Source organism: Streptomyces sp. NBC_00370 (assembly GCF_036084755.1).
In the GTDB taxonomy this organism is placed as follows: Bacteria; Actinomycetota; Actinomycetes; order Streptomycetales; family Streptomycetaceae; genus Streptomyces.
In genome coordinates, this window is record NZ_CP107968.1 from 5,327,700 (window position 1) to 5,354,533 (window position 26,834).

24 protein-coding genes are annotated in these 26,834 nt (G+C 72.5%); 16 read left to right on the forward strand and 8 right to left on the reverse strand.

What is annotated here, in order from left to right:
- Positions 1-49 precede the first annotated feature (49 nt).
- The 3 genes from OHS57_RS23760 to OHS57_RS23770 all read right to left on the reverse strand — a co-directional run bounded on the left by OHS57_RS23760 (position 50) and on the right by OHS57_RS23770 (position 3,840).
- The gene (locus OHS57_RS23760) at positions 50-520 is read right to left on the reverse strand and encodes a hypothetical protein (protein WP_041985449.1); all 471 of its coding nucleotides are present in this window, start codon (positions 518-520) and stop codon (positions 50-52) included.
- 256 nt (positions 521-776) lie between these two features.
- Positions 777-2,420 carry a DUF5691 domain-containing protein gene (locus tag OHS57_RS23765; protein ID WP_328583275.1) on the reverse strand — a complete coding sequence of 548 codons (1,644 nt, stop codon included), beginning with the start codon at positions 2,418-2,420 and terminating at the stop codon, positions 777-779.
- 61 nt (positions 2,421-2,481) lie between these two features.
- Positions 2,482-3,840 carry an SWIM zinc finger family protein gene (locus OHS57_RS23770; protein WP_328583276.1) on the reverse strand — a complete coding sequence of 453 codons (1,359 nt, stop codon included), beginning with the start codon at positions 3,838-3,840 and terminating at the stop codon, positions 2,482-2,484.
- Positions 3,841-3,969: 129 nt separating this feature from the next.
- Between OHS57_RS23770 and OHS57_RS23775 the strand changes: the two genes are divergently transcribed.
- From OHS57_RS23775 to sucD, 5 genes are all read left to right on the forward strand, one after another.
- A complete protein-coding gene (locus OHS57_RS23775) occupies positions 3,970-5,070 on the forward strand; it encodes an ATP-binding protein (RefSeq protein WP_041985442.1) in 1,101 nt (366 codons plus the stop codon).
- Entirely contained in the window at positions 5,067-7,394 is a 2,328-nt protein-coding gene (locus OHS57_RS23780) for a DUF5682 family protein (protein WP_041985439.1), read from the forward strand. Before OHS57_RS23775 ends, OHS57_RS23780 begins: the two co-directional genes overlap by 4 nt.
- Complete coding sequence (locus tag OHS57_RS23785; protein ID WP_328583277.1) at positions 7,394-8,608, forward strand: vWA domain-containing protein; 1,215 nt, start codon at positions 7,394-7,396, stop codon at positions 8,606-8,608. Before OHS57_RS23780 ends, OHS57_RS23785 begins: the two co-directional genes overlap by 1 nt.
- Before the next feature lie 210 nt (positions 8,609-8,818).
- Positions 8,819-9,994 carry an ADP-forming succinate--CoA ligase subunit beta gene (gene sucC, locus OHS57_RS23790; protein WP_041985434.1) on the forward strand — a complete coding sequence of 392 codons (1,176 nt, stop codon included), beginning with the start codon at positions 8,819-8,821 and terminating at the stop codon, positions 9,992-9,994.
- 22 nt (positions 9,995-10,016) lie between these two features.
- Positions 10,017-10,901: a succinate--CoA ligase subunit alpha gene (sucD, locus tag OHS57_RS23795; RefSeq protein WP_041985432.1), complete on the forward strand. Its 885-nt coding sequence runs from the start codon at positions 10,017-10,019 to the stop codon at positions 10,899-10,901.
- Positions 10,902-11,006: 105 nt separating this feature from the next.
- On the opposite strand, the gene OHS57_RS23800 is transcribed toward sucD, so the two are convergent.
- Positions 11,007-12,245: a helix-turn-helix domain-containing protein gene (locus OHS57_RS23800; protein WP_328583278.1), complete on the reverse strand. Its 1,239-nt coding sequence runs from the start codon at positions 12,243-12,245 to the stop codon at positions 11,007-11,009.
- Positions 12,246-12,361: 116 nt separating this feature from the next.
- Here OHS57_RS23800 and OHS57_RS23805 point away from each other — a divergent pair, with 116 nt between their 5' ends.
- Entirely contained in the window at positions 12,362-14,167 is a 1,806-nt protein-coding gene (locus OHS57_RS23805; protein ID WP_328583279.1) for a cell division protein PerM, read from the forward strand.
- Here OHS57_RS23805 and OHS57_RS23810 read toward each other — a convergent pair.
- On the reverse strand, positions 14,157-15,185 hold the full coding sequence (locus OHS57_RS23810) for a hypothetical protein (protein WP_328583280.1): 1,029 nt from the start codon (positions 15,183-15,185) through the stop codon (positions 14,157-14,159). The genes OHS57_RS23805 and OHS57_RS23810 overlap by 11 nt on opposite strands.
- Before the next feature lie 264 nt (positions 15,186-15,449).
- Between OHS57_RS23810 and purN the strand changes: the two genes are divergently transcribed.
- Positions 15,450-16,082 carry a phosphoribosylglycinamide formyltransferase gene (gene purN, locus OHS57_RS23815; RefSeq protein ID WP_041995306.1) on the forward strand — a complete coding sequence of 211 codons (633 nt, stop codon included), beginning with the start codon at positions 15,450-15,452 and terminating at the stop codon, positions 16,080-16,082.
- On the forward strand, positions 16,079-17,638 hold the full coding sequence (purH, locus tag OHS57_RS23820; protein WP_328583281.1) for a bifunctional phosphoribosylaminoimidazolecarboxamide formyltransferase/IMP cyclohydrolase: 1,560 nt from the start codon (positions 16,079-16,081) through the stop codon (positions 17,636-17,638). The genes purN and purH overlap by 4 nt, the downstream gene beginning before the upstream one ends.
- A gap of 101 nt (positions 17,639-17,739) precedes the next feature.
- Here the strand turns inward: purH and OHS57_RS23825 are convergent, their stop codons facing one another.
- Positions 17,740-18,345, reverse strand: coding sequence for an RDD family protein (locus tag OHS57_RS23825; RefSeq protein ID WP_328583282.1), 606 nt, complete (start codon positions 18,343-18,345; stop codon positions 17,740-17,742).
- Positions 18,346-18,579: 234 nt separating this feature from the next.
- On the opposite strand from OHS57_RS23825, the gene OHS57_RS23830 reads away from it, so the two are divergent.
- The 7 genes from OHS57_RS23830 to OHS57_RS23860 all read left to right on the forward strand — a co-directional run bounded on the left by OHS57_RS23830 (position 18,580) and on the right by OHS57_RS23860 (position 23,774).
- Complete coding sequence (locus OHS57_RS23830) at positions 18,580-19,443, forward strand: bifunctional methylenetetrahydrofolate dehydrogenase/methenyltetrahydrofolate cyclohydrolase (protein WP_328583283.1); 864 nt, start codon at positions 18,580-18,582, stop codon at positions 19,441-19,443.
- A 31-nt stretch (positions 19,444-19,474) separates the two neighbouring features.
- A complete protein-coding gene (locus OHS57_RS23835) occupies positions 19,475-20,080 on the forward strand; it encodes a DUF3017 domain-containing protein (RefSeq protein WP_078863457.1) in 606 nt (201 codons plus the stop codon).
- Positions 20,081-20,271: 191 nt separating this feature from the next.
- Positions 20,272-21,249, forward strand: a complete 978-nt coding sequence (locus tag OHS57_RS23840) for an XRE family transcriptional regulator (protein ID WP_328583284.1) — start codon at positions 20,272-20,274, stop codon at positions 21,247-21,249.
- 176 nt (positions 21,250-21,425) lie between these two features.
- Positions 21,426-22,415, forward strand: a complete 990-nt coding sequence (locus OHS57_RS23845) for a malate dehydrogenase (RefSeq protein ID WP_041985407.1) — start codon at positions 21,426-21,428, stop codon at positions 22,413-22,415.
- 87 nt (positions 22,416-22,502) lie between these two features.
- Positions 22,503-22,751, forward strand: a complete 249-nt coding sequence (locus OHS57_RS23850) for a helix-turn-helix transcriptional regulator (RefSeq protein WP_041985404.1) — start codon at positions 22,503-22,505, stop codon at positions 22,749-22,751.
- On the forward strand, positions 22,748-23,266 hold the full coding sequence (locus OHS57_RS23855; RefSeq protein ID WP_328583285.1) for a hypothetical protein: 519 nt from the start codon (positions 22,748-22,750) through the stop codon (positions 23,264-23,266). Before OHS57_RS23850 ends, OHS57_RS23855 begins: the two co-directional genes overlap by 4 nt.
- Before the next feature lie 31 nt (positions 23,267-23,297).
- Complete coding sequence (locus OHS57_RS23860; RefSeq protein WP_328583286.1) at positions 23,298-23,774, forward strand: DUF5990 family protein; 477 nt, start codon at positions 23,298-23,300, stop codon at positions 23,772-23,774.
- A 137-nt stretch (positions 23,775-23,911) separates the two neighbouring features.
- Here the strand turns inward: OHS57_RS23860 and OHS57_RS23865 are convergent, their stop codons facing one another.
- Together OHS57_RS23865 and OHS57_RS23870 are read right to left on the reverse strand one after the other, a co-directional pair.
- Positions 23,912-24,625 carry an isocitrate lyase/PEP mutase family protein gene (locus OHS57_RS23865; protein ID WP_328583287.1) on the reverse strand — a complete coding sequence of 238 codons (714 nt, stop codon included), beginning with the start codon at positions 24,623-24,625 and terminating at the stop codon, positions 23,912-23,914.
- A 14-nt stretch (positions 24,626-24,639) separates the two neighbouring features.
- Positions 24,640-25,164, reverse strand: coding sequence for a carboxymuconolactone decarboxylase family protein (locus tag OHS57_RS23870; protein ID WP_328583288.1), 525 nt, complete (start codon positions 25,162-25,164; stop codon positions 24,640-24,642).
- Positions 25,165-25,211: 47 nt separating this feature from the next.
- Here OHS57_RS23870 and pdxR point away from each other — a divergent pair, with 47 nt between their 5' ends.
- Positions 25,212-26,651: a MocR-like pyridoxine biosynthesis transcription factor PdxR gene (pdxR, locus tag OHS57_RS23875; protein WP_328583289.1), complete on the forward strand. Its 1,440-nt coding sequence runs from the start codon at positions 25,212-25,214 to the stop codon at positions 26,649-26,651.
- Positions 26,652-26,834: the final 183 nt, after the last annotated feature.

Here is a 26,834-nt window from a genome sequence, read left to right on the forward strand (position 1 = left end):
CGGCCCGGCCCCTGCCGAGAAACAGGGGCCGAGCTGTTCCCGTCGAGGGTCAGAGGGTCTGCCAGGCGAACGAGGCGTTCTCGTTGTACGTACCGGAGAGCTTGCTCCATCCGGTGCCGGGGGAAATCCAGTCGGAATTCCCCTTGTAGCCCGAGTTGAAGTACACGACCGAGTAATAAGTGGAGTGTTTGTTCTTCGCGGACGCCGCGTTGTTCTTGATGCCCTGAAGGTTCCCGCTGCCGCCGTGGCAGAAGTTGAGGGGCTGGGTGCCGCCCTGAGGTGCGCCCCCGATGCGCTCGTCGGCGAAATCCCAGACGCTGTAGCCGATGTTGCGGTACGCGCCGCCGTAGTTCGAGTTGTAGTAGATGGCGAACTTGAAGGTCGACGCAGCCTGGGTCTTCGAGCAGGCTTCCGGGCTCATCTGGTTCTCCTCGCCCGTGCTGGCCTGGGCGGGAGTGACGGCCGACATTCCGATACCCGCGACTGCGGCGGCGACCGCCAGGGCCTTCTTCAGATTCATGACTCTCCTCATTGCGTAGCATTGAGGGGAAGATCGGACATGACTGTCCCACTGTCCGCCGTCAGAACTGAATCTGAGCATGCCCGTGGAATGGGCTACTCGAATGTGGTCGCAATCGAGTACATCCCCCATTCCGCCTGCACGCCTGCAAAGCGGACAGTTCGGTGCACCGATGAAACATCCTCCCCCGGTGCGCACCGAAAGGTCATTAGATCATTACGTCTTCTCCATGAGGAAGAGATTTTTGCTCAAGCCGTTAATTGGAGGAATCCGATTCCGTTTGTTCCGCCAGCTCCGTCAGCATGTCGGCGCGCAGCCGCAGGGTCGCCACCAAGCGGCGGAACGCCTCCGACCAGTAGCCGCCCGCTCCGGGGGAGGCGCCTTCCGGCTCGTCCGGTATCGCGGTGAGGAGTTCGAGCCTGGCCGCCTCCGCCGGGTCCAGGCACCGCTCGGCCAGGCCCATCACGCCGCTGAAGCTCCACGGGTAGCTTCCGGCGTCCCTGGCGATGTCGAGGGCGTCCACGACGGCCCGGCCCAGCGGCTCGGACCACGGCACCGCGCAGACCCCCAGCAGCTGGAACGCCTCCGACAGGCCGTGGGCGGCGATGAACGCCGCCACCCAGTCCGCGCGTTCGCCGGCCGGCAGCGCGGCGAGGAGTTTGGCCCGCTCGGCGATGGACGAGGCGCCGGGGCCCGCAGCCGGGGACACGGCGGGCGGGCCCAGCAGCACCGCCGACCACGCGGCGTCCTGCTGGCGCACCGCGGCCCTGCACCACGCCGCGTGCAGCTCGTCGGCCCAGTCGTCGAGGACGGGCAGCGCGACTATCTCCGCGGGTGTCCGGCCGCCGAGCCGGTCCGGCCAGGTCGCCAGCGGGGCGGCCTCCACCAGCTGGCCCAGCCACCAGGACCGCTCGCCCCGGCCCGCGGGCGGCACCGGCGTGACACCGTCGCGCTGCATGTCGGCGTCGCATTCGTGCGGCGCCTCGACCACCACGGCAGGACCGCCGCCCGGACCGCCGGCACCGCGGTCCAGGCTGACGCAGGTGGCGGCGCGGGTCGCCATGCGCAGGGCGAGCGCCGACCCCGGCAGGGCGGACAGCAGCTCGGCCGCCGTGGAGCGGACGTTACGGCTCCGGTCGGCGAGCGCCTGTTCCAGGAACGGCTCGTCGGCCGCCGACAGGCCCGTGCGCAGCGAGTCGAGGAACATCAGCCGGTCCTCGGCGCGTTCGGCCGACCAGGTCGAGGCCAGCAGCTCGGGGGCCGCACGCGCGTCCCTGGCCCGTACGGCGCCGAGCAGCGCGACCCGCTCCGCGAACAGGCCCTCGTCCCAGAGCCTGCCGACCGCTTCGGCGTCCGCCAGGTCGGGCAGCGCCGAACCGCCCGAGGCGCCGCGCAGGGCGAACTTCCAGTCCGGGTTGAGCCTGGCCAGCCACAGCCCGCGCGGTCCCGCGAAGGCCAGTGCCTGCGGGCGCAGGTCGGTGCGGCCACGCGCCGCGTCGAGCAGCGCGGGCAGCGCGGCGGCGGGTACCGCGTATCCGTGGCCGTTGGCGGCGGCGAGCCACTGGGGGAGCAGCTCGGTGAGATCGGGGGCCGTGCCGCGCCGGCCGCCGCCCGAAGGGGCCGAGCGGTCGGCGAGCAGCTGCGCCAGCCGCTTCCCCGCCTTCTCGGGCAGCTTGCGGCGCCCGTCGTGGGGAGCGCGCCCCGGCAGCTCGGCTGCGGGCGCGGGCAGCAGTCCGGCCCGCCGCCGTACGGTGTGCAGCGCGGCGGCGTCCAGCAGCGCGAGCGGCGCTTCCTTGCCGGGGACCATGATGTCCGCCGGGGGTGTGCGGCGGTCGGTGCCGAGCAGCGCCGAGGTGACGAGTTCTTCCCAGAGCGTGGCTGTGGTGCCGGGGTCGGTCATGGGTGGGTCCTCCCTGCGGATGGGGGCGACGGGGCCGGGGCCGGGCGCGGGCCGAACGGGGTCAGATGAGCGGAACCATCGCCGAGGACTCCTCGGACCAGGCGGCGAGCGGGTCGAAGCCGCGGTGACCGCACTCGCCGAAGACCGTGACGGGGGCGCCGCCGGAGAGCGCGGCGAGTTTCCACAGCCCGGGCCTGCCGAGCGCGGCCGGAGCGACCGGAAGGGCGGACCGCCCGTCGGCGTCGGCCAGTTGCCAGCCGTCCGCCACACCGGGCACCGGTACGACCCCGGTCAGGGTCACCGGCCAGGAGTCCAGCCACGGGTCGTCCCGCAGGGCCGATCCGTACGCGGCGAGGGCCGCGGCCGTCGGTCCGCCGGGCGGCGGCGCCGGGACCGGCACCGGCGGGCCCAGCTGCTCGCCCCAGTCGGCCCGCAACTGCCCGGCGCCGCCGTGCGGAGTGATCTCCGCGTCCACCATCAGCCCCACCGGCAGGGCCAGTTGCGGGGAGCGGCCGGCGGCGCCGAAGGACAGCAGCAGCGCCGAGCGGCCCGAGTCCCTTCCGTACAGCCAGATCCGACGCGTGGTCAGCTTGCCGTCCGAGGTGTTGTACTGCGCCAGGATCAGCCAGTGGTCCCTGACCGGCGGGCCTTCGGCAGGCGAGGGGAGACCGGTCCTGGTGCGGACCGTCGTCGCCAGCGGCTCGGGCAGCCGGTCGAGCCCCAGCCAGCCGGCGGTCAGCAGCCGCAGCAGCGCCGACTCTTCGAGCAGCCGCACCGGCCAGCCAGGACCCGAGCCCGGGATCGCACCCAACTCCCGGGCCCTGCCCGCGAGTCCGGGCGCCTGCGCGTCGACCATCCGGGCGGCCGTCTCCTCCCACAGCCCGTAGCCCGTCTGCTCCGCCGCCGCCAGGCCGCCGCGCAGCAGGTCCGCCAGCCGCTGCTCCAGCTCCGTCGCGCCCGCCGTGATCCGCGCCGCCCTGCGCTCGGCCCTGCGCCTCGCGGCCTCCGGATCCGCCGTCTTCGCCGACCCTGCCCCGTCCGGCCCGTCCTCCTGCCCCGCCTTGGCCTCCTCGCGCTTCCTGCGCCCCGCCAGCCACTGCCCGGCCCAGTCGGGCGGCTCGGCCGCCGCGACCGTCGCCTCGCCCTCCGCCCACAGCATCAGCAGCCCCAGCGCGTGCTTGCACGGGAACTTCCTGCTGGGGCACGTGCACTTGTACGCGGGGCCCGTCGTGTCCACCACGGTCTGGTATGGCTTGCTGCCGCTGCCCTTGCACAGACCCCAGACGACCCCCTCCGCCGTGCTCCCCGCCTCCGACCACGGCGCCGGTGTGCTCAGCTTGGTCCCCGCCTTGCGTGACGCATGGTCAGGAGCCAGGGCCAGCACCTGCTCCGACGTCCAGCGCACCCCCAGTTGATTCATGTGTACGACGGTAGGACGCGGCACTGACAAACCACTCCCACCTGCGGAAACAGATCGGCGCCGGTCGATTGTCAGTGCCGTGGTGCACGGTGGGAACCACATCCGGTCGATCGATCTGGAGGGGGATCCATGACCATGCCCGAAACCACCGCCGAGGTCCTGCGGCCGCACGCCGAGAACGCGTTCGCCGACGAACTCACCGCGCTGGCCGCCGCCGACGACCGGCCGAGGCCGGCCCGCTGGCTGCTGTCGCCGTGGGCCGTGTCCCTCTATCTGCTCGGGGGCACGCTCCCCGACGGGACCGTCATCTCGCCGAAGTACGTCGGGCCGCGGCGGATCGTCGAGGTCGCCGTCACCACACTCGCCACCGACCGGGCGCTGCTGCTGCTCGGCGTGCCGGGCACCGCCAAGACCTGGGTGTCCGAGCATCTCGCCGCTGCGGTCAGCGGCGACTCGACACTGCTCGTGCAGGGCACCGCGGGCACGCCCGAGGAGGCGATCCGCTACGGCTGGAACTACGCCCAACTGCTGACCAACGGCCCCAGCAGGGCGGCGCTGGTGCCCAGCCCGCTGATGCGGGCCATGACCGAGGGCATGACGGCCCGGATCGAGGAGCTGACCCGGATCCCCGCCGACGTCCAGGACTCGCTCATCACGATTTTGTCCGAGAAGACCCTGCCCATCCCCGAACTGGGCCAGGAGGTCCAGGCGGTGCGCGGGTTCAACGTGATCGCCACGGCCAACGACCGCGACCGCGGGGTCAACGACCTGTCGAGCGCCCTGCGCAGGCGCTTCAACACCGTCGTGCTGCCGCTGCCCGCCACCCCCGAGGCCGAGGTCGAGATCGTCTCGCGCCGCGTCGACCAGATCGGCCGCTCGCTCGAACTGCCCACAGGACCCGAGGGCATCGACGAGATCCGCCGGGTCGTCACGGTCTTCCGCGAGCTGCGCGACGGAGTCACGACCGACGGCCGTACGAAACTCAAGTCGCCGTCGGGCACGCTCTCCACGGCCGAGGCGATCTCGGTCGTCACCAACGGCCTCGCCCTCGCCACCCACTTCGGCGACGGCGTGCTGCGCCCCGGCGACGTCGCGGCGGGCATCCTCGGCGCCGTCGTCCGTGACCCGGCGGCCGACCGGGTGATCTGGCAGGAGTACGTCGAGACGGTCGTGCGTGAGCGCGACGGCTGGAAGGACTTCTACCGCGCCTGCCGCGAGGTGAGCGTGTGAGCGCCGCGCGGGGGAGGGCGGGGCGCGGGCCGCTGCTGCTCGGGGTCCGGCACCACGGACCCGGGTCCGCGCGGGCCGTGCGGGCGGCGCTCGAAGCGGCGGCGCCGAGCGTCGTGCTCGTCGAAGGGCCGCCCGAGGGCGACGCGCTGGTCGCGCTCGCCGCCGAGGAGACGATGCGCCCGCCCGTCGCGCTCCTCGCGCACGCCGTGGACGACCCGGGGCGCGCCGCGTTCTGGCCGCTCGCGGAGTTCTCCCCGGAGTGGGTCGCGATCCGCTGGGCGCTCGGCCATGACGTACCCGTACGGTTCATCGACCTGCCGGCCGCGCACACGCTCGCCCAGGAATCCGAAGAGGCGGGCACGGAAGGGGGCGGGGAAGCGCCCGACGGTGCCGACGAGCCCGCGGAGGAGCTGCGGATCGACCCGCTCGCCGTGCTCGCGGAGACCGCCGGCTACGACGACCCCGAGCGCTGGTGGGAGGACGTCGTCGAGCACCAGGGCCCGGGAGCCGGCGACCCCTTCGCGCCGTTCGAAGCGCTCGCCGAGGCGATGGGGGCGCTGCGGGAGACGTACGGCGTCGGCGGGCACGGGCGCGATCTGGTCCGCGAGGCCCATATGCGTATCCAACTGCGCGCGGCGCAGAAGGAGTTCGGCGCCGCCGAGGTCGCCGTCGTCTGCGGGGCCTGGCATGTGCCCGCGCTGATGGAGCGCACCACGGCCACCGCCGACCGCGCCCTGCTGAAAGGGCTGCCGAAGGTCAAGACCGAAGTGACCTGGGTGCCCTGGACCCATCGCAGGCTCGCCCGGCACAGCGGCTACGGCGCCGGAATCGACTCGCCCGGCTGGTACAGCCATCTGTTCGGCGTGGCCGACCGGCCCGTCGAGCGCTGGCTGACCAAGGTCGCCGGGCTGCTGCGGGAGGAGGACCGGATCGTCTCCTCCGCCCATGTCATCGAGGCCGTCCGGCTCGCCGAGGCCCTCGCCGTCCTGCGCGGCCGTCCGCTGGCCGGACTCACCGAGACGACCGACGCCGTCAGGGCCGTGCTCTGCGAGGGGTCGGACGTGCCGCTCGACCTCATCAGGGACCGGCTCGTCGTCGGCGACGTGCTCGGCGAAGTCCCGGACGCCGCGCCCGCTGTGCCGCTCCAGCGCGACCTCACCCGCGCGCAGCGCACCCTGCGCCTCAAACCCGAGGCGCTGGAGCGCGAGCTGGATCTCGACCTGCGCAAGGAGACCGACGCCGGGCGCAGCCGGCTGCTGCACCGGCTGCGGCTGCTCGCCATCGGCTGGGGCGAACCCTCGGCCGGACGGGGCAGCACCGGCACCTTCCGGGAGAGCTGGCGGCTGCGCTGGGAGCCCGAGCTGTACGTACGGGTCGCCGAGGCCGGCGTCTGGGGCACGACCGTGCTCACCGCCGCCACCGCCAAGGCGGCGGCACGGGCCGTCGAAGCGACCGCCCTCGCCGAGATCACCGCGCTCGCCGAGCGCTGCCTGCTGGCCGAACTGCCCGAAGCGCTGCCCGTGGTGATGCGCGCCCTCGCGGACCGCGCCGCGCTCGACGCGGACGTCGGCCATCTCGCCCAGGCCCTGCCCGCCCTCGCCCGCTCGCTGCGCTACGGCGACGTACGGTCCACGGACACGGCGGCGCTCGGCGAGGTCGCCGCAGGACTCGTGGAGCGGGTCTGCGTCGGACTGCCGCCCGCCTGTACGGGACTCGACGAGGACGGCGCGGCCGAGATGCGCGGCCATCTCGACAGCGTCCACACGGCCATCGGGCTCCTCCCGGACAACTCGCCCGCGATGGGCGAGCGTTGGGGAGCGGTGCTGCACAAGCTCGCCGCCCGCGACACCGTGCCCGGCGTGATCAGAGGCCGCGCCGCCCGGCTGCTGCTGGACGACGGACGGCTCGAAGAGGACGAAGCGGCGCGGTTCATGAGCCTCGCGCTCTCCCCGGGCACACCACCGGCCGACGCGGCGGCCTGGGTCGAGGGGTTCGTCGGCGGCGCCTCCGGCGGCGGGATGCTGCTCGTGCACGACGAGCGGCTGCTCGGCCTGCTCGACGCCTGGCTGACCGGCGTACCCGAGGCGTCGTTCACGGATGTGCTGCCGCTGCTGCGCCGCACGTTCGCCGCGTACGAGCCCGGAGTGCGGCGCACCCTCGGCGAGTTGGTCAGGCGCGGCCCCGCGACGTCCGGCGGCGGCGTCCCCGTGCCGGCCGACGCGGGCGCCCCCGGCTTCGGCGCGGGACTCGACGGACCGCGCGCCGACGCCGTACTGCCCGTGCTGCGACTGCTGCTCGGCGACGAACTGACGGAGGTGGCCTGATGACGGCGAACGGCACAGCGGGAACCGGTACCGACAGCGCGCACGACAGCGCGGTGGACGAGCGGCTGCGCCGCTGGCGTCTCGTGCTCGGCGGGGGCGGCGCCGACGGCACGGGCCGGGGGCTGACCGGCCAGGACGCGGCCATGGACGGCGCGCTGTCCGCGCTGTACGGCGCGGGGAAGAGCGGCGGCGGGCGCTCCGACCGCTCGGCCGGGCTCGGTGCCTCGGCGCCGTCCGTCGCGCGCTGGCTCGGCGACATCCGTACGTACTTCCCCAGCTCGGTCGTCCAGGTCATGCAGCGCGACGCCATCAGCAGACTCGGGCTCTCCGCGCTGCTCCTGGAGCCGGAGATGCTGGAGGCCGTCGAGGCCGACGTGCATCTCGTCGGCACCCTGCTCTCGCTCAACAAGGCCATGCCGGAGACGACGAAGGAGACCGCGCGCGCCGTCGTGCGCAAGGTCGTCGACGACATCGAGAAGCGGCTCGCCACCCGCACCCGCGCCACCCTGACCGGCGCGCTCGACCGGTCGGCGCGGATCAGCAGGCCGCGCCACCGCGACATCGACTGGGACCGCACGATCCGGGCCAACCTCAAGAACTACCTGCCCGAACACGGCACGATCGTGCCCGAGCGGCTGATCGGGTACGGGCGGGCCGCCCAGTCCGTCAAGAAGGAAGTCGTGCTCTGCATCGACCAGTCGGGGTCGATGGCCGCCTCCGTCGTCTACGCCTCCGTCTTCGGCGCCGTCCTCGCCTCGATGCGCTCCATCGCCACCCGGCTCGTCGTCTTCGACACGGCGGTGGTCGATCTCACCGACCAGCTCGACGATCCGGTGGACGTGCTGTTCGGCACCCAGCTCGGCGGCGGCACCGACATCAACCGCGCCCTGGCGTACTGCCAGTCGCAGATCACCCGCCCCGCCGACACCGTCGTCGTCCTCATCAGCGATCTCTACGAGGGCGGCATACGCGACGAGATGCTGAAGCGGGTCGCGGCGATGAAGGCGTCGGGCGTGCAGTTCGTCGCGCTGCTCGCGCTGTCCGACGAGGGAGCGCCCGCGTACGACAGGGAGCACGCGGCGGCACTCGCCGAGCTGGGCGCCCCCGCCTTCGCCTGCACCCCGGACCTGTTTCCCGATGTGATGGCGGCCGCGATAGAGAAGCGTCCGCTGCCCGTACCGGACGAGCCGGTCGCCCGTCCGTACGATCTGTGACAGGTATCACCGCTCAGGTGTGATCTGCGATTTAGGGTCCCACGGCCCTCGGGGATAACCTGCGAGACGGACATGCCGCGTACCGGACAGCGTGTACGCCTCCCTCTGTGACAGCGCAGTCACGTTGCCCTTCGCGGCACGCCCACGCACCCAACGAACCCGCGATCACCAGGCTGCGGAATCACAGACATAGGGACGGAGCGGACACGCGTGGACCTGTTCGAGTATCAGGCGAGGGACCTCTTCGCCAAGCACGGTGTACCGGTGCTGGCCGGTGAAGTCATCGACACGCCTGAGGCGGCCCGAGAGGTCACCACGCGTCTCGGCGGCAGGGCCGTCGTCAAGGCGCAGGTCAAGGTCGGCGGCCGGGGCAAGGCCGGCGGTGTGAAGCTGGCCTCCGACCCGGCTGACGCCGTCGAGAAGGCCGGTCAGATCCTGGGCATGGACATCAAGGGCCACACGGTCCACAAGGTGATGCTGGCCGAGACGGCGAACATCGCGGACGAGTACTACGTCTCGTTCCTCCTCGACCGCACCAACCGCACGTTCCTCGCCATGGCGTCCGTGCAGGGCGGCGTGGAGATCGAGGTCGTCGCGGAGGAGAACCCCGAGGCGCTCGCCAGGATCCCTGTCGACGCCAACGAGGGCTGCACCCCCGAGAAGGCCGCCGAGATCGTCGCCGCCGCGAAGTTCCCGGCCGAGATCGCCGACCAGGTCGCCGACGTCCTGCAGAAGCTGTGGGTCGTCTTCATCAAGGAGGACGCCCTCCTTGTCGAGGTGAACCCGCTGGTCAAGTCCGGTGACGGCAAGATCATCGCGCTGGACGGCAAGGTCTCGCTCGACGAGAACGCGGACTTCCGCCAGCCCGAGCACGAGGCGCTTGAGGACAAGGCCGCGGCCAACCCTCTTGAGGCCGCCGCCAAGGCGAAGAACCTCAACTACGTGAAGCTCGACGGCGAGGTCGGCATCATCGGCAACGGCGCGGGTCTGGTCATGTCGACCCTCGACGTCGTCGCGTACGCCGGTGAGAAGCACAGCGGTGTGAAGCCGGCCAACTTCCTCGACATCGGCGGCGGCGCCTCGGCCGAGGTCATGGCGAACGGCCTGGAGATCATCCTCGGCGACCCGGACGTCAAGTCCGTCTTCGTCAACGTCTTCGGTGGCATCACCGCGTGCGACGAGGTCGCCAACGGCATCGTGCAGGCCCTCGAACTGCTCGCCTCCAAGGGCGAGAAGGTCGAGAAGCCGCTGGTCGTGCGGCTCGACGGCAACAACGCTGAGCTGGGTCGCAAGATCCTGTCGGACGCCAACCACCCGCTCGTGCAGCGCGTGGACACCATGGACGGCGCGGCCGACAAGGCCGCCGAGCTCGCGGCTGCGAAGTAAGGGAAGAGGGAAAACCACAACCATGGCTATCTTCCTCACCAAGGAAAGCAAGGTCATCGTCCAGGGGATGACCGGCGCCACCGGCATGAAGCACACCAAGCTCATGCTCGCCGACGGCACCAACATCGTCGGCGGTGTGAACCCCCGCAAGGCCGGTACGTCCGTCGACTTCGACGGCACCGAGGTCCCCGTGTTCGGCTCCGTCGCCGACGCGATCAAGGAGACCGGCGCCGACGTCTCGGTCGTCTTCGTACCGCCGGCCTTCGCGAAGGCCGCCGTCGTCGAGGCGATCGACGCGGAGATCCCCCTCGCGGTCGTCATCACCGAGGGCATCGCCGTCCACGACTCCGCCGCCTTCTGGGCGTACGCGGGCTCGAAGGGCAACAAGACCCGGATCATCGGCCCGAACTGCCCGGGTCTGATCACCCCCGGCCAGTCCAACGCCGGCATCATCCCGGGCGACATCACCAAGCCCGGCCGGATCGGTCTCGTGTCCAAGTCCGGCACGCTGACCTACCAGATGATGTACGAGCTGCGCGACATCGGCTTCTCGTCCGCCGTCGGCATCGGTGGCGACCCGGTCATCGGTACGACGCACATCGACGCCCTTGAGGCGTTCGAGGCCGACCCCGAGACCGACCTGATCGTGATGATCGGCGAGATCGGCGGCGACGCCGAGGAGCGCGCGGCCGACTTCATCGCCAAGAACGTGACGAAGCCGGTCGTCGGCTACGTCGCGGGCTTCACCGCGCCCGAGGGCAAGACGATGGGCCACGCCGGCGCCATCGTCTCCGGCTCCTCCGGCACGGCGCAGGCGAAGAAGGAGGCCCTGGAGGCCGCGGGCGTGAAGGTCGGCAAGACCCCGACCGAGACCGCCGAGCTGGCGCGCGCCATCCTCGCGGGCTGACGGCTGACCGCAGACGGCACGCGCCGTCACAGCGCACACACGCGGCCGGTCCCGCACCCCGGACATCAGGGGTGCGGGACCGGCCGCGTGCCGTCGTACGGTCCGTCAGTGCGCCTCCGGCACCAGCCGGGGCGGCCCGTTCATCGGCTCGTCCATCAGCCTCTCGCGCAGCTTCAGGTCCGCGCCCGTCAGCTGCTCGGGGCCGCCGCGCTGCGGCACCCCGCCGACCCGCTCGCTCGGCGCGCGCGGCGGCTCGTACTGCCTGGGCGCTGTCGCGACGGTGAACGCGGTCGCCCCGATGATCAGTACGGTCAGGGCGACGGCCGACCGCGTCCAGAACTTGGCCCGCCGTTCGCCCGCAGTCCGTACGGCGCCCGCCGGTGCGATCGACGGCGGCGCGACGGTACGGGTGAGGGTGCCGAGCTTCGCGTGCAGCTCCTCCGGGTCGGCCAGTTCGGGCACCCGCTCGGCGACCGCCTCCCGCGCGTGCAGCAGCCGGTTGGCCGCCGTCGGGGTGCTCGCCTCGGTCTCTGCCGCCGTCTCCGGCAGGTCGAGGCCGAGACCGTCGTAGAGCAGCAGGGTGCGCCGGTGCCGGGGCGGCAGCCGCAACAGCGCCTCACGCAGCGGCCGTCCCTCCCGCTCGGCCGCCGCTGCCGCCGGGTCGGGGCGCCGGTGGGAGAGCCGCAGCCGGTGCCACGGCGACAGCGCGTACTCGTAGGCGGCGGCCCGCACCCAGCCCGCCGGATCGCGGTCGACGGCGACCTCGGGCCAGCGGTGCCAGGCGAGATGGAACGCGCGCTCGACGGACTCCTGGGAGAGCGCGCGCCGGCCGGTCAGCAGATACGTCTGGCGGACGAGAGCGGGCGCCGCGTACGCGTACAGCGCGTCGAACGCCTGCTCAGCCGTCTCGGCCTTGGCGTACGGCGGGGCCTTGACGATGCTGACCTTCACCGCGGGCGGCTCGATCACCGCCACCGCGACCGCCGTATGCGCGGACGTGTCAGGTGCGGACGTGTCGGGCGCGGAAGCGGCGGGCGCGGAAGCGGCGGGCGCGAGCGCCGTTGCGGCGCGTTGGAGCGCGGCGGCGCGCACCTCGGCGGCCTCGCGCTCCTCCTTCTCCCGCAGCTCGACGGCGTAGCCGGCCAACAGGCGCGCGTAGGCGTCCCGTTTACGGCCCCGGGGAGCGGCCCTGCCGGTCTCCCAGCCCCGTAGGGTCGACTGCGTGACACCCAAGGCAGCCGCGACCTGCTTGGCCGTCAGGGACTTCGCCTCGCGCAGCCGGCGCCGTTCCTTGGGGACGGGCAGCGGGGGCGCGGGGGCGCTGTCCTTGGTGCTCTGCGTCATGACGAACTCCCCGCAGCACTGTACTGGGCGAAAAAGTACATAAGCGTATATTGAGCGACACGGCGACCATTCGCCCGTTACGCGAATAAAGCGCGTGTCGTTGGCAGCATGGCGGCGTGACCCAGGTGACTGATCGCGGTATGCCGCTGTCCTCGGCCTCGGCCGCCGAGCGTGGCCGGGCCGCCGCGCTGACCGCGTCCTTCCTGCGCGGAACCATCGCGGCGGGGCTCGGACTCGGCGCCATCGCCGTCCTCGTGATGGCGCTGTGGATCAGCTCGCCGTACCCGGACAGCGGCGCGGGCGGAGCCATGCACGTCGCGGCTGCGCTCTGGCTGCTCGCGCACGGCGTCGAGCTGATGCGCCCCGACACCCTCTCGGGGGCGCCGGCGCCGCTCGGGGTCGTCCCGCTGCTGCTGGTGCTGCTGCCCGCCTGGCTCGCCTACCGGGCCGCGCGTGACACGACGGAACCCGACGAGGGACGGCCCCAGCTCACCGTGCTCGGCGCCGTGACCACGGTGGCCGGCGGGTATCTGCTGGTCAGCGCCGCAGTCGTGCTCTACGCGACGGGCGGCCCGCTCACCGCCTCCCCGCTGCGCGCGGCCCTCACGCTGCCGCTCGTCGTCGTACCGGCGACTTTCGCGGGGGCCTGGTCGGGTACCGGCCGCTCGGCGGGACCGCTGCCGCTCTGGCTGCCGGAAGCCGTACGGGCGTTCCTCGTCCGTACGGTCTGGGCGCCCGCGACCCGGCGCAGGACGGGCGCCGCGCTGCGCTCGGGGGGCGCGGGCGCGGCCGTGCTGCTGGGCGGCGGTGCGCTGCTCGTCGGGGTCTCGCTGGTGTGGCACGGCGACGCGGCGCAGGAATCGTTCCTGCGGCTCTCCGGGATCTGGTCGGGGCGGTTCGCGGTCATGCTGCTGGGGCTCGTACTCGTGCCGAACGCGGCGGTCTGGGGCGCCGCTTACGGCCTCGGTCCGGGATTCGCCCTCGGTACGGGGGCGACGGTCGGCCCGCTCGGCGTCACCGGCAGCCCGGAGGCGCCCGCGTTCCCGCTGCTCGCGGCCGTGCCGGGGACGTCGGGGACGCCGGTGCACTGGGCGTCCTTCGCGGTCCCGCTGGTCGCCGGTCTGGTGGTCGCCTGGTTCACGGTGCGGGTGGCGGCGCCCCCGTACGCGCTGCGCGAGGAGTCCTGGACCGCGCGCGAGACGGCGGTGGCGGTCCTGGTCGGCGGGGCGGGCTGCGGGGCGCTGAGCGCGCTGCTGGCGGCCGCCGCAGGCGGTCCGCTGGGGACGCACGACCTGGCGGAGTTCGGGCCGCTGTGGTGGCTTACGGGCGTCGCGGCGCTGGTGTGGACGCTGGCCGTGGGTCTGCCGGTGACGCTGGGGCTACGGGCCTGGCGGCTGCGGGAGCGGCGGGTCAAGGCCGTGGACACGGCGGAGCACCAGACGATTCAGCCGGTGGAGACCACCGCGGCCGGCGAGACCGGCACCGAGACCGGGACGAAGACCGACACCGCGGCGCCCGCGGCCGACGAGACCGCGAAGGTGGCCTGGTGGCGTGCGCTGCTCTGGTGGACCGGCGCACGGGCCGACGGCGCACCGGCCGTCGCTTCGGCGGTCGCCGCCGTACCGCAGCCCGCGCGTCCGGCGGCGGAAGGGCCGGATGCCGACACCGATCCGGACGCCGACTACGACTTCCTGCCGGCCGAGGCCTGGCACGACGACGACGCGCGCGAGGCCCGCTGGGCGGCGTTCAAGGAGGTCGCGGACGGTCCGGTGCCCGCCTTCCCCACGCCGGCCGCACCTGTCGTGCCCGTCACGCCCCCTCAGCAGCAGGAGCCGCCCTCCACGGAGGAGGGCGGCTCCAAGACCGAGACCGATCAGCGCGACAAGGGCGAGGCTGACAACCCGCCCACCGCTACTCCTTGATCCCGAAGACCGAGACCAGCGAGTGCGGCAGCTCGTCGTTGCACGAAATCTGACCCGTTTTGGTGAGGGCGTCGTCCACACAGGTGTAGTAGTCGCGGTAGACGAGCTGCACCGTGAACGTCGCCGCCACGATCGCCAGCGCGAGCCCGGCCGTCACGATCCCGCTCACCGCGGCCGTCGTCTGCGGCTTGCCGGTACCCGTCGTACCGGCCGGCGGACGCTGTCCGCCCTGGGCCGACGACCGCTGCGGACCCGCCGCAGGGGCGCGGTCCGACGGCTCGGCCGACGGCTGGGCCGGGGCGTTGAACGGGTCGGGCCTGCCGGCGGCGGCGCGGCCCTCCGTGCGCTGCGCCGGCTGCTTGTTCCGCAGCGAACTGATGCCCCAGTACAGACCGAGCGCGCCGAGCAGCAGCGCAATCTCGGGGAAGTTGAACAGCGCGAAGAAGAAGGCCCACATCCCCGCCAGCAGGGCGTAGCGGGCGCGGCGCTGGGCAGGGTCCTTCGGGTCCCAGCGCAGCCCGCGGCCTCCTTCGGGACCACCCTGGCCAGGCTCCCGGCCCGGTCGGCCGTTCTGTGGATCCGGGGTGTTGCGGCTGCCCGGACGGCTGCCGAAGCCGCCCTGCGAGCGGCCGGGCTGCTGGCTGCTCCACTGGCTGCCCCAGACCGGACGGTCGCCGTCCGCGCCCGAACCGTCGTCGGGGGAGTCACCGCCGCCGTGGTGGCGGGGCCGCCACGGCTGGTCGGGTCTGTCCTCGGGCGGAGGCGCGAACGGATTGTCGTCGGAAGGACCGGACGAAGGCCCGGACGATCCCGGACCGGAATCCGAGCCCGAGCCCGAGCCGGAATCCGAGCCCGAGCCCGAGCCGGAACCCGAGGCCGGGTCGCCCGGTTCAGCAGGTCCTGACGACCCGGAGGACCCCGTGGGCCCGGTGGAAGAGGACTGGCGTTCCCGCTGCAGCAGCACCGGCCCGGAGGGCGGCGGGAGGTGGAGCGCCGTGCGGCGGCGTCGGTCCGGCATCTGGTGAACGTCTTCCCCTCAGACCCTGCGCGCGGGGGTCTTGGTCTCGTATGGCCCGTCGAGAGACGGAACCCTGTCCCCTGACGCTACCTCCCGGCCACGCCCCCGTCCCGTGGGGGCGGCTCGGTGTGCCGGTATCGTTGCTGACGGTCGGCTCCTTCGTAGAGTTCCCCACATCGCGGGACACGATTTGTTCGTACGACCACACAAAGCCCGCAGGGACCTCTCGCCGAGGCCGTGCTCGCGCACAGAAAGGCGCCCGTCGTGGCCTCCGCGCCCCTCTCCCGTCTCGTGGTCCTGGTCTCCGGATCCGGTACGAATCTGCAGGCCCTGATCGACGCCATCGGCGACGACCCGGAGGCCTACGGCGCACGGATCGTCGCTGTCGGCGCCGACCGCGACTCCATCGCCGGTCTCGACCGCGCCGAGCGCGCGGGGCTGCCGACCTTCGTCTGCCGGGTGGGCGACCACGCGACACGTGCGGAGTGGGACGCGGCGCTGGCCGCCGCCACCGCGGCGTACGAGCCCGACCTGGTGGTCTCGGCCGGTTTCATGAAGATCGTGGGGAAGGAGTTCCTCGCGAGGTTCGGCGGGCGCTTCATCAACACGCACCCCGCCTTGCTGCCCAGTTTTCCCGGTGCCCACGGCGTACGCGACGCACTCGCGTACGGGGCGAGGGTCACCGGCTGCACCGTCCACTTCGTCGACGACGGTGTCGACACCGGCCCGATCATCGCCCAGGCGGTGGTCGAGGTGCGGGACGAGGACCACGAGGACGGTGGCGTCGCGCTCCATGAGCGCATCAAGGAAGTCGAGCGACGGCTGCTCGTCGATGTCGTGGGGCGTCTGGCCCGGCACGGCTACCGCATTGAGGGACGAAAGGTGTCAATCCAGTGACCGCCGAAGGTACGAAGCGGCCGATCCGCCGCGCGCTGGTCAGTGTCTACGACAAGACGGGCCTCGAAGAGCTGGCCCGCGGGCTGCACGAGGCAGGCGTCACGCTGGTCTCGACAGGATCGACGGCCTCGAAGATCGCCGCCGCCGGTGTGCCCGTCACCAAGGTCGAGGAGCTGACCGGCTTCCCCGAGACGCTGGACGGCCGCGTCAAGACGCTGCACCCGCGCGTCCACGCCGGCATCCTCGCCGACCTCCGGCTCGACTCGCACCGCGAGCAGCTGGCCGAACTGGACATCGAGCCCTTCGAACTCGTCGTCTCGAATCTGTATCCGTTCCGCGAGACCGTCGAGTCCGGGGCGACCCCGGACGAGTGCGTCGAGCAGATCGACATCGGCGGCCCCTCGATGGTGCGCGCCGCCGCCAAGAACCACCCGTCGGTCGCCATCGTCACCAGCCCCGACCGCTACGCCGACGTGCTCGCGGCCGTGCGGGACGGCGGGTTCGACCTGACGACCCGTAAGCGGCTGGCCGCCGAGGCGTTCCAGCACACCGCCGCGTACGACGTGGCCGTGGCGTCCTGGTTCAACGAGGACTACGCGGCGGACGACTCCGGCTTCCCCGAGTTCCTCGGCGCCACCTACGAGCGGTCGGCGGTGCTGCGCTACGGAGAGAATCCGCACCAGCCCGCCGCGCTGTACACGAGCGGTACGGGCGGCCTCGCCGAGGCCGAGCAGTTGCACGGCAAGGAGATGTCGTACAACAACTACACCGACACGGACGCCGCGCGCCGGGCCGCCTACGACCACGCCGAGCCGTGCGTCGCGATCATCAAGCACGCCAACCCGTGCGGGATCGCCATCGCCGACAACGTGGCCGAGGCGCACCGCAAGGCCCACGACTGCGACCCCGTCTCCGCGTTCGGCGGGGTGATCGCCGTCAACCGGCCGGTGTCGGTGGCGATGGCCGAGCAGGTCGCCGAGATCTTCACCGAGGTCATCGTGGCGCCCGACTACGAGGACGGCGCCGTCGAGGTGCTGGCCCGCAAGAAGAGCATCCGGGTGCTGCGCTGCGCCGGTGCCCCGGCCAACTCCGTCGAGGTGAAGGCCGTCGACGGCGGCGCGCTGCTCCAGGTCACCGACCGGCTCCAGGCGGACGGCGACGACCCGGCCACCTGGACGCTGGCCACCGGCGATGCGCTGACCGAGGCCGAGCTGGCCGAGCTGGCCTTCGCCTGGCGCGCCAGCCGCGCCGTCAAGTCCAACGCGATCCTGCTCGCCAAGGGCGGCGCTTCCGTCGGCGTCGGCATGGGTCAGGTCAACCGCGTCGACTCGGCGAAGCTCGCTGTCGAGCGCGCGGGGGAGGAGCGGGCGCGGGGTTCGTACGCGGCGTCCGACGCGTTCTTCCCGTTCCCCGACGGTCTTGAGGTGCTGCTCGAAGCGGGCGTCAAGGCCGTGGTGCAGCCGGGCGGTTCGGTCCGTGACCCGCTGTCGGTCGAGGCGGCGGAGAAGGCCGGCGCGACGATGTACTTCACCGGGACGCGGCACTTCTTCCACTGACGCACGTCCCACGGGTCCGCGCACCCGCACGCACAGGGGCCGCGCCTCCCCCAGGGGAGCGCGGCCCTCGTGCGGTCCTGCGGCTGTCGTCAGCGCACGTGTTACTTGGTCTTGATGACGATCGACGAGCAGATCTTGTCGGCGAACGTCTGGTTCTTCTCGTCCCACGCCGGCCACAGCCAGCCGATGTAGCAGGGGAGGCTGTCGAGGAAGTGCGCGAGGCGGCGGACGAACGCCATGCCGACGCCCAGCGGCTGACCGTCAGCCTCGCGGACCAGCCGGATCCCCACGGCCTTCTTGCCGATGGTCTGACCCGTCTTGCCCTCCTGGATCAGCTGCCAGATGGCTATACCGAGCAGCGCGAGGCCGCCGATCGCGGCGAAGATCCCGGAGATGGCGCCGTCGCTGTTCACGCCGATGATGAAGAAGAGGTACGGGACGAGGAAGACGAGCCCGTCGACGATCGTGCCGAGGAACCGCGCGCCCCAGTTCGCGTAACTGGGCGTCGATCCGTAGCCGTATCCGCCCTGGCCGGGTGCCTGCGGGTAGCCGTACGGCTGGCCGGGCTGCTGCGGGTAGCCGTACCCCTGCTGCGGGACGCCCTGCGGGGCCTGCTGGGGGTAGCCGTATCCGGGCTGGCCCGGGGGTGTGCTGCCCGGCTGACCCTGTTGCTGGCCGTACGGGTTGTTCGGGTCGCCGAAGCTCATTGCGGTATTCCTCCGTCGGTGGTGCGGGGACGGCGCGGCCCGCGCGGAGGAACAAGACATGACTGAGCGGACCGCTCCCCCGACACTTTCCGCGCTCTGCGCGGTCATCGTGGTATTCCGTCCGACTTTCTGTCCAGTCGTATGACGTATGCGTTGTGTAAGTGCAACCTGTGCCGCAGTCCGTTCCGGCCTCGAATTGGAACAGGGGAGGGGTCATCCGCGAGGATGGGGGCCATGAACGCCCAGATTCTCGATGGCAAGGCCACCGCAGCCGCGATCAAGTCCGAACTGACCGTCCGAGTGGCGGCCCTCAAGGAGCGAGGCGTGACCCCGGGCCTCGGCACCCTGCTCGTCGGGGACGACCCGGGCAGCCGCTGGTACGTCAACGGCAAGCACCGCGACTGCGCGGAGGTCGGTATCGGCTCGATCCAGCGCGAACTGCCGGACACGGCAACGCAGGAGGACATCGAGGCGGTGGTGCTGGAGCTGAACGCGAACCCCGACTGCACCGGCTACATCGTGCAGCTCCCGCTGCCCAAGGGCATCGACACCAACCGGGTGCTGGAGCTGATGGACCCGGACAAGGACGCCGACGGACTGCACCCGATGAGCCTCGGCCGGCTCGTGCTGAACGAGACGGGGCCGCTGCCCTGCACCCCGTACGGCATCATCCAACTGCTGCGCCACCACGGCGTGGAGATCAACGGCGCGCACGTGGTGGTCGTCGGCCGTGGCATCACGGTCGGCCGGTCGATCCCGCTGCTGCTGACCCGTAAGTCGGAGAACGCGACCGTGACCCAGTGCCACACCGGCACCCGCGATCTGTCGGCGCAGCTCAGGCAGGCCGACATCGTCGTCGCCGCCGCCGGGGTGCCGCACATCATCAAGCCCGAGGACGTCAAGCCGGGCGCCGCCGTGCTCGACGTCGGCGTCAGCCGGGACGAGAACGGCAAGATCGTGGGCGACGTGCATCCGGGCGTGGCCGAGGTGGCGGGCTGGATCTCGCCGAACCCGGGCGGCGTCGGCCCGATGACACGTGCCCAGCTGCTGGTCAACGTCGTCGAGGCGGCGGAGCGTACCGTCGTCGACGCGGGCTGAACGCGAGCCGAACGGGAAAGGGGCACCACACATGGGTGCTGGTACGAGCGCGGGCGACGCGACGGGTCCGCAGGCACGGTCGCGGGCCGGGACGGCACCGTCCGCCGCCCCGGCGGAACCACAGGGCCCTGCGGAGCCGTTGGAGCCGGCGGCACAGAACGGTACGGCGGCGCAGAACGGCGCTGTGAACGGTACGGCCGCGCAGAACGGCACTGCGGCCTCCGCGGCCGACGCCGTTCCCGAGGAGGAGGTCCCCGCGACCACGGCGCGCCCCGAGGGCAGTGGCCGCGCCGCGGCCCCCGACGCGCCCGCGCCGGTCCGGCAGTGGCCGCTGATCAGTGTGCTCGGCACGACCGGGCTCGGCCTGCTGATCGTCGGTCTGCACCCCTTCGACGAGGCGTTCCGCATCGGCACGATGCTGATCGGGGTCGCCCTGATCGGCGGCGCGGTGCTGCGCAGGACGATCCCGTCCGTCGGCATGCTCGCCGTGCGCTCACGCTTCACCGACATGGTCACGTACGGCCTGCTGGGCATCGCGATCGTGCTGCTCGCGCTGATGACGCAGCCCGATCCGTGGCTGGAGTTCCCGTTCCTGGAGGACGTGGTCCACTCGACGGTCAAGACGCCCACACCGTGAGGCGTTGAGCTTGTACGAGTGCGGCGGCGCCTGTCTTCTCCCCCGAGACGAGGACGGGCGCCGCCGACATCCACAGCGTCATGGACGTGCCGGGCGGCTACAAGGGCTGGCTGGTCGCTGTGGCACGGAAGTGACCATTCCGCCACGGTGTGATCCGTGCGCAACGGATGTGAGACAAGAGGGTGAGGCACATGCCGCGCTGGAAGACGCTGCCGGACGAACTGGACCCGGAGGTCAGGGAGTTCACCGGCCAGCTGCGCAGACTCCTCGACCGCGGCGGCCTCGGGGTCGCGGCGGTCGCCGACCGGACGGGCTACAGCAGGACGTCCTGGGAGCGGTATCTGAACGGCCGGCTGCTGCCGCCGAAGGGTGCCGTCGTCGCTCTCGCCGAGGCGACCGACACGAACCCGGCGCACCTGATCACGATGTGGGAGCTGGCCGAGCGGGCGTGGAGCCGCTCGGAGATGCGCCACGACATGACCATGGAACAGATACGCATCTCCCAGGCGCGCGCGGCGCTCGGTGAGCCCGGGGACGTCCCGGAGGGCGCGCCCGGCGTCGTACCGCGCGACTGGGGGACCCCGCCGCGCGCTGCCCAGGCCCCGGGGCCCGGCGCGCACGCCCCGCAGCAGGCGCCCCCGCGGCAAGGCACCGGCGGCGGCCGGCGCAAGCCGCTGATCGTTGTCGCCGCAGTCGTCGGGGTGCTGCTCGTGGTGGTCGCCGCCGTACTGCTGACCGGTCTCGGCGGTGACGGCGGAGGCGACGACAAGGCCGCCCCGACCCCGTCGCCCTCGCGCACCGTCGCCACGTCGGCGCCCGCGCTGCCGGCCGGTGTGCAGTGCTCGGGCGCCGCCTGCACCGGCAAGGATCCGGAGGCCATGGGGTGCAGCGGCCAGTACGCGGCCACCGTCAGCACGGCGACCGTCGGCGCCTCCACGATCGAGGTGCGCTACAGCAAGACCTGCGGAGCGGCCTGGGCGCGCATCACCCAGGCGGTCGCCGGCGACTCGGTACGGATCACCGGCGCGGGTGGGAGCAAGCCGCAGAGCCGCCCGGTCGCGGCGGCGGGGGACGCGTACACCCCCATGCTCGCGGTCCCGTCCGCCTCGGCCGCCAAGGCCTGCGCGACGCTCGCCACCGGCGTGAGCGGCTGTACGACGACGCCGTGAGGCCGCAGGACCAGGGGCCGGGGCTGTCGGGGGTCGTGGGTCCGATAGCCTGACCGCCGGATGTCTCTTCACGTCAAGATTCGGATCCGTGACCCGGAACCGGACTCCTGGCGGCGCCGAGACCTCCCGCACCAGGGGCAGGGACCCCCACCGCCAGCTGTATTACGGAGACCGCCATGACCCGCACTCCCGTGAATGTCACCGTCACCGGCGCGGCCGGCCAGATCGGCTACGCGCTGCTCTTCCGCATCGCCTCCGGCCACCTGCTCGGCGCGGACGTGCCGGTCAAGCTGCGTCTCCTGGAGATCCCGCAGGGTCTCAAGGCGGCGGAGGGCACCGCGATGGAACTCGACGACTGCGCCTTCCCGCTGCTCGGCGGCATCGAGATCACGGACGACCCGAACGTCGCCTTCGACGGCGCGAACGTGGCCCTCCTCGTCGGCGCCCGCCCCCGTACCAAGGGCATGGAGCGCGGCGACCTCCTCTCGGCCAACGGCGGCATCTTCAAGCCGCAGGGCAAGGCCATCAACGACAACGCAGCCGACGACATCAAGGTGCTCGTCGTCGGCAACCCGGCCAACACCAACGCGCTGATCGCGCAGGCCGCGGCCCCCGACGTACCGGCCGAGCGCTTCACCGCCATGACGCGCCTCGACCACAACCGCGCCATCTCGCAGCTCGCCCGGAAGACCGGCGCCGCCGTCTCCGACATCAAGCGGCTGACGATCTGGGGCAACCACTCCGCCACCCAGTACCCGGACATCTTCCACGCGGAGATCGCCGGCAAGAACGCGGCCGAGACCGTCAACGACGAGGCGTGGCTGGCCGACACGTTCATCCCGACCGTCGCCAAGCGCGGCGCCGCGATCATCGAGGCCCGTGGCGCCTCGTCCGCGGCCTCGGCGGCCAACGCGGCGATCGACCACGTGCACACCTGGGTCAACGGCACGGCCGACGGCGACTGGACGTCCATGGGCATCGTCTCCGACGGCTCGTACGGCGTGCCGGAGGGCATCATCTCCTCCTTCCCCGTCACCACGAAGGACGGCTCCTACGAGATCGTCCAGGGCCTGTCGGTCAACGACTTCTCGCGGGCGCGGATCGACGCGTCGGTGAAGGAGCTCCAGGAGGAGCGCGACGCGGTGCGCGAGCTCGGCCTGATCTGACACCTGTCAGTCTCCGAGAAGCCCCGGCCCGGATGGGTCGGGGCTTTTCTGTTGCGTCTCTGCCGCCGAATGTAGTACTTCTTATACATGAGCGAGCACGTGCACAACAGAATGGCGGTTGTCAGGGCGGAGCGGAAAGTGTCCAGACAACAGCTGGCGGAGGCCGTCGGGGTGCACTACCAGACGGTGGGCTACATCGAGCGGGGCCAGTACAACCCCAGCCTCGATCTGGCCCTGCGGATCGCGGAGTTCTTCGGCCTGCCCGTCGAAGCCCTGTTCTCCCTGGAGCCGTTCAGCCCGCTCACGGACGAGGTCTACGGGAGGAAGCAGCGATGAACGCACGCGAGATGTCGGGACCGACGCGCTACGACCGGCGCATGCAGGCACTGATGAACAGGCCAGAGGGGCGGGGCCTTTACGCGACGTCCGGCCGCAGACGACTGGTCGTCGGCACACACATCGCGCTGACCGCCGTCGGGGCCGGTGCCTGGATCGCCGGGGTCTTCACCGAGGCGAAGTGGCCGCTCTTCGTGACCCTCGGAGTCCTGCTGCCGTGGTGCCTCGCCACCGGCCTCATCAACGCCGCCACCCGCGGTCTGCTGGAGCTGCGCGGCCGGGTCCTGGACGAGCGGCAGCGCGGCGAGCGCGACCAGGTGCTCGCCCGCTCCCACCGGACGACCTCGCTGCTGCTCGCGGCGGCCGCCCTCGTGGTGCTGGCCGTCGGCCGGATCAGGGACGTGACGCCGGAGGCGGCGCTCGTGCCGGTCCTGGCCGGGGTCTTCGTCGTGCACTGGATGATGCCGCTGTGGACGGCCGGCCTGCTGGTCAGGGACGACCCTGCGGACGACTGACGCCGGACGACTGACGCCGTACGAACGGCAGATGGACGATGATGGCGTGATGCTGATCCGTATCGAGGCCACCGCCCTGCCGGGACGCACCATCGGTCCCGGGCCCACCTTCGACGCGGTCGACAACGTCCACGTCGGGGTGCAGCGCAAGGACCAGCCGGGCGAGGTGCTCGATCCGCAGCCCGGCGACGCCCGTTCGGTGGCCTGGACGCTGGAGTGCGCCGCAGCCGCCTCGGACACCGGCATCGACATCACGGGCCGCTACGTGCAGAACCGGCTCGGCGGGCGGTTCGTGTACCTGTCCTGGGGGACCCTCGACGACGCGGGACTCTTCACGATGTTCCGCCGGGCGAAGCTGATGTTCGCCGCGGTGCCGCCCCGGACCGTCGAGGCGGCGACGCGCACCGGCTGTCTGACGGCGAAACTGCTCCTCACCGACGGCGCGGGCCACCCGCTGTGCGGCGCCGTCCGCCCGCCCCTGGTGGCCTGGACCGCCACTCCACGCTGACGTTGCGTACGAACTGATCGGCCGAGCCGCCGGGGGGCGGCTCGGCTTCTTCGTCGCGTCCCGGTGCCGACCGACCGGGTGCGGCGGTGTGGCGGTGCGGCGGGACCGGCCGAGCCGCCCCCCGACGGCTCGGTCGGTCAGCCGCGCAGCTCCGCCGCGATCTCGGCGACGGCCGCCATCGCCCGGCGCTGCAGGCCGGGGCCGTAGGTGATCCTGGTCGCGCCGAGCCGGCCCAGCTCCGCCACCGAGGGCCCGTCGGGTCCCGCTGCCGTGTTGACGGGGCCTTCCACGCCGGCCCTGAGCGCCGGCAGGCTCTCCGGGGGTACGCCGATCGGGTAGACGCAGTCGGCGCCCGCCGCGACATAGAGCCGGGCGCGGGCGACGGCGTCGGCCGGGTCGGCCGAGCCGTGGATGAAGGTGTCCACGCGCGCGTTGACGAACAGCGCGTCGCCCGCCTCCGCCCGTACCTCCGCCAGCCAGTCGGCGTGCGCTAGCGGGTCCTTCATACCGGCGGCCGTCGAGTCCTCCAGATTGCAGCCGACCGCGCCCGTACCGAGGACCCGGGCCACCAACTCCTCGGCGGAGAGCCCGTATCCGCCTTCGACGTCCGCCGACACGGGTACGGGGACGGCCCGTACGATCCGGGTCACCGCGGCGAACATCTCGTCCGGCGGGGTCGCGCCGTCCTCGTGGCCGAGGGACGCGGCGACCCCCGCGCTCGGGGTCGCGAGCGCGGGGAACCCCGCGTCGGCGAAGACGCGCGCGCTGCCCGCGTCCCAGGGGCCGGGCACGACCAGCGGGTCGCCGGGGGCGCGGTCGTGGTGCAGGGCGCGGAAGAGAGCGACGGTCATCGAAGCGCCCCGGCTCAGTGGGTGTGCGCGGCGGGCACGTAGTGGCCCGGCACGAGACGGGCGGAGACACCGAGCCGGTTCCAGGCGTTGATCACCGTGATCGCGGCGATGACCTGCGCCAGCTCCGTCTCGTCCAGGTGCAGCGCCGCCTTCTCGTACACGGCGTCCGGCACGAAACCGTCGGTCAGGACGGTGACCGCCTCGGTCAGTTCGAGCGCGGCGACCTCCTTGGCGGTGTAGAAGTGCTGCGACTCCGCCCAGGCGCCGAGCTGGATGATCCGCTCCACGGACTCGCCCGAGGCGATGGCGTCCTTGGTGTGCATGTCGAGGCAGAACGCGCAGTGGTTGATCTGCGAGGCGCGGATCTTGATCAGGTGGTAGAGCGCCGGGTCGATGTCGCGCCGGGCCGCCGCCTCCAGCCGCACCATCGCCTTGTAGAAGTCGGGGGCGAGCTTCGCGACGTCGAGCCGGGGGGTGTGTTCGGGGAGCCGGTCGTCCGTCGTCGCTGCCGCTGTGTGCACTGCTTCGCTCGTGGTCATGGGTACGAAGCTACGCGTCCGGTGGCACAGCGGTATGGTCCACTTTCATGACAGATTCCTGGGCCAGTGGAACCGCTTTCGGCGCCGATCTGCATCTGGAGCTGCGCGGCAGCGGACTGCGGGCCGGGCTGATGGACGCCCTGCGTGAGGCGGTACGCACCGGCCGGCTGACGCCGGGCACCCGGCTGCCGTCGTCCCGCTCGCTCGCCGCCGACCTGGGCATCGCCCGCAACACCGTCGCCGACGCCTACGCCGAACTCGTCGCCGAGGGCTGGCTCACCGCCCAGCAGGGCTCGGGGACCCAGGTCGCCCGGCGGGCCGCGCCGCGCAGGCCGGCCAGGACCGCGCGTACGACCCGGCCGGTCAGCCGCAAGGTCACCTACAACCTGATGTCCGGCAGGCCCGACCTCGCCACCTTCCCCCGGGCGCAGTGGCTCAAGGCGGCCCGCCGCGCGCTGACCGAAGCGCCGGACGACGCCTTCGGGTACGGGGATCCGCGCGGCCGGGTCGAACTGCGCACCGTCCTCGCCGACTACCTGGCGCGCGCCCGGGGCGTGTACGCGGACCCGGACCGGGTCGTCGTCTGCTCCGGCTTCGTGCACGGGCTGATGCTGCTGGGCCGGGTGCTCAAGGCGCGCAAGGTACGGGCCGTCGCCGTCGAGGCGTACGGCTTCGACGAGCACCGGGACCTGCTTACCCAGGCCGGGCTGCGCACCCCGCCGCTGCCCCTCGACGGGCACGGCGCCCGCACCGGGGAACTGGCCAGGACGCCCGGCGCCGGGGCCGTACTGCTCACGCCCGCGCACCAGTACCCCACCGGCGTCGCGCTCCACCCCGACCGGCGCGCCGCCGCCGTCGACTGGGCGCGCGCCACCGGCGGACTGATCCTGGAGGACGACTACGACGGCGAGTTCCGCTACGACCGGCAGCCGGTGGGCGCCCTCCAGGGCCTCGATCCGGAGCGGGTGGTGTATCTCGGCACGGCGAGCAAGGCCCTCGCGCCGGGGCTGCGGCTGGGCTGGATGGTGCTGCCGCGGGAACTCGTCGCCGAGGTGGTCGAGGCCAAGGGGCCGAGCGACTGGGCGTCGAGCGCGCTGGAGCAGCTCACGCTCGCCGAGTTCATGCGCTCGGGCGGCTACGACCGGCACGTACGCTCCGCCCGGCTGCGCTACCGGCGCCGCCGTGACCAGTTCGTCGCGGCGCTGGCCGAGCGCAACCCGGGTATCGCGGTGCGCGGCATCGCGGCGGGGCTGCACGCCGTACTGGAACTCCCGCCGGGCACCGAGCGCGCCGTGGTCGAGGCCGCGACCTGGCAGGGCCTCGCCGTGGACGGGCTGAGCCGCTACCGCCACCCGGACGCGGGGCCCGGCAGGCGGGTGCCGATGCCGGCGGCGGACGGGCTGGTGATCGGCTACGGGACGCCGAGCGACAGCGCCTGGACGGGCGCGCTCGACGCGCTGTGCCGCGTACTGCCGGACAGCGCCTAGGCGCTGTCGTGTGGATCAGGCCGGACGAGGGCGCGGTGCCGGCCCCCGCGAGCCCCGGCAAGATCCACACGACAGGGCCTAGGGCCTGTCTGACAAATGGCGCCGTCCGCCCTCAGGGCGGGGCTTGCGGCGTCTGGTGCGGGTGATCGCAAGGCGGAGGCTCGTCCTCGTACTGGACGTACT

What these genes read in the sequence shown, in the direction of transcription:
- OHS57_RS23870 (WP_328583288.1), bottom strand. Translation starts at nt 25,164, where the DNA reads ATGACCACGAGCGAAGCAGTGCACACAGCGGCAGCGACGACGGACGAC.
- sucD (WP_041985432.1), top strand. Translation starts at nt 10,017, where the DNA reads ATGGCTATCTTCCTCACCAAGGAAAGCAAGGTCATCGTCCAGGGGATG.
- OHS57_RS23860 (WP_328583286.1), top strand. Translation starts at nt 23,298, where the DNA reads ATGGACGATGATGGCGTGATGCTGATCCGTATCGAGGCCACCGCCCTG.
- OHS57_RS23840 (WP_328583284.1), top strand. Translation starts at nt 20,272, where the DNA reads ATGCCGCGCTGGAAGACGCTGCCGGACGAACTGGACCCGGAGGTCAGG.
- OHS57_RS23770 (WP_328583276.1), bottom strand. Translation starts at nt 3,840, where the DNA reads ATGAATCAACTGGGGGTGCGCTGGACGTCGGAGCAGGTGCTGGCCCTG.
- OHS57_RS23850 (WP_041985404.1), top strand. Translation starts at nt 22,503, where the DNA reads ATGAGCGAGCACGTGCACAACAGAATGGCGGTTGTCAGGGCGGAGCGG.
- OHS57_RS23865 (WP_328583287.1), bottom strand. Translation starts at nt 24,625, where the DNA reads ATGACCGTCGCTCTCTTCCGCGCCCTGCACCACGACCGCGCCCCCGGC.
- OHS57_RS23835 (WP_078863457.1), top strand. Translation starts at nt 19,475, where the DNA reads ATGGGTGCTGGTACGAGCGCGGGCGACGCGACGGGTCCGCAGGCACGG.
- OHS57_RS23855 (WP_328583285.1), top strand. Translation starts at nt 22,748, where the DNA reads ATGAACGCACGCGAGATGTCGGGACCGACGCGCTACGACCGGCGCATG.
- OHS57_RS23765 (WP_328583275.1), bottom strand. Translation starts at nt 2,420, where the DNA reads ATGACCGACCCCGGCACCACAGCCACGCTCTGGGAAGAACTCGTCACC.
- pdxR (WP_328583289.1), top strand. Translation starts at nt 25,212, where the DNA reads ATGACAGATTCCTGGGCCAGTGGAACCGCTTTCGGCGCCGATCTGCAT.
- OHS57_RS23825 (WP_328583282.1), bottom strand. Translation starts at nt 18,345, where the DNA reads ATGAGCTTCGGCGACCCGAACAACCCGTACGGCCAGCAACAGGGTCAG.
- OHS57_RS23830 (WP_328583283.1), top strand. Translation starts at nt 18,580, where the DNA reads ATGAACGCCCAGATTCTCGATGGCAAGGCCACCGCAGCCGCGATCAAG.
- OHS57_RS23775 (WP_041985442.1), top strand. Translation starts at nt 3,970, where the DNA reads ATGACCATGCCCGAAACCACCGCCGAGGTCCTGCGGCCGCACGCCGAG.
- OHS57_RS23785 (WP_328583277.1), top strand. Translation starts at nt 7,394, where the DNA reads ATGACGGCGAACGGCACAGCGGGAACCGGTACCGACAGCGCGCACGAC.
- OHS57_RS23760 (WP_041985449.1), bottom strand. Translation starts at nt 520, where the DNA reads ATGAATCTGAAGAAGGCCCTGGCGGTCGCCGCCGCAGTCGCGGGTATC.
- OHS57_RS23845 (WP_041985407.1), top strand. Translation starts at nt 21,426, where the DNA reads ATGACCCGCACTCCCGTGAATGTCACCGTCACCGGCGCGGCCGGCCAG.
- OHS57_RS23800 (WP_328583278.1), bottom strand. Translation starts at nt 12,245, where the DNA reads ATGACGCAGAGCACCAAGGACAGCGCCCCCGCGCCCCCGCTGCCCGTC.
- OHS57_RS23810 (WP_328583280.1), bottom strand. Translation starts at nt 15,185, where the DNA reads ATGCCGGACCGACGCCGCCGCACGGCGCTCCACCTCCCGCCGCCCTCC.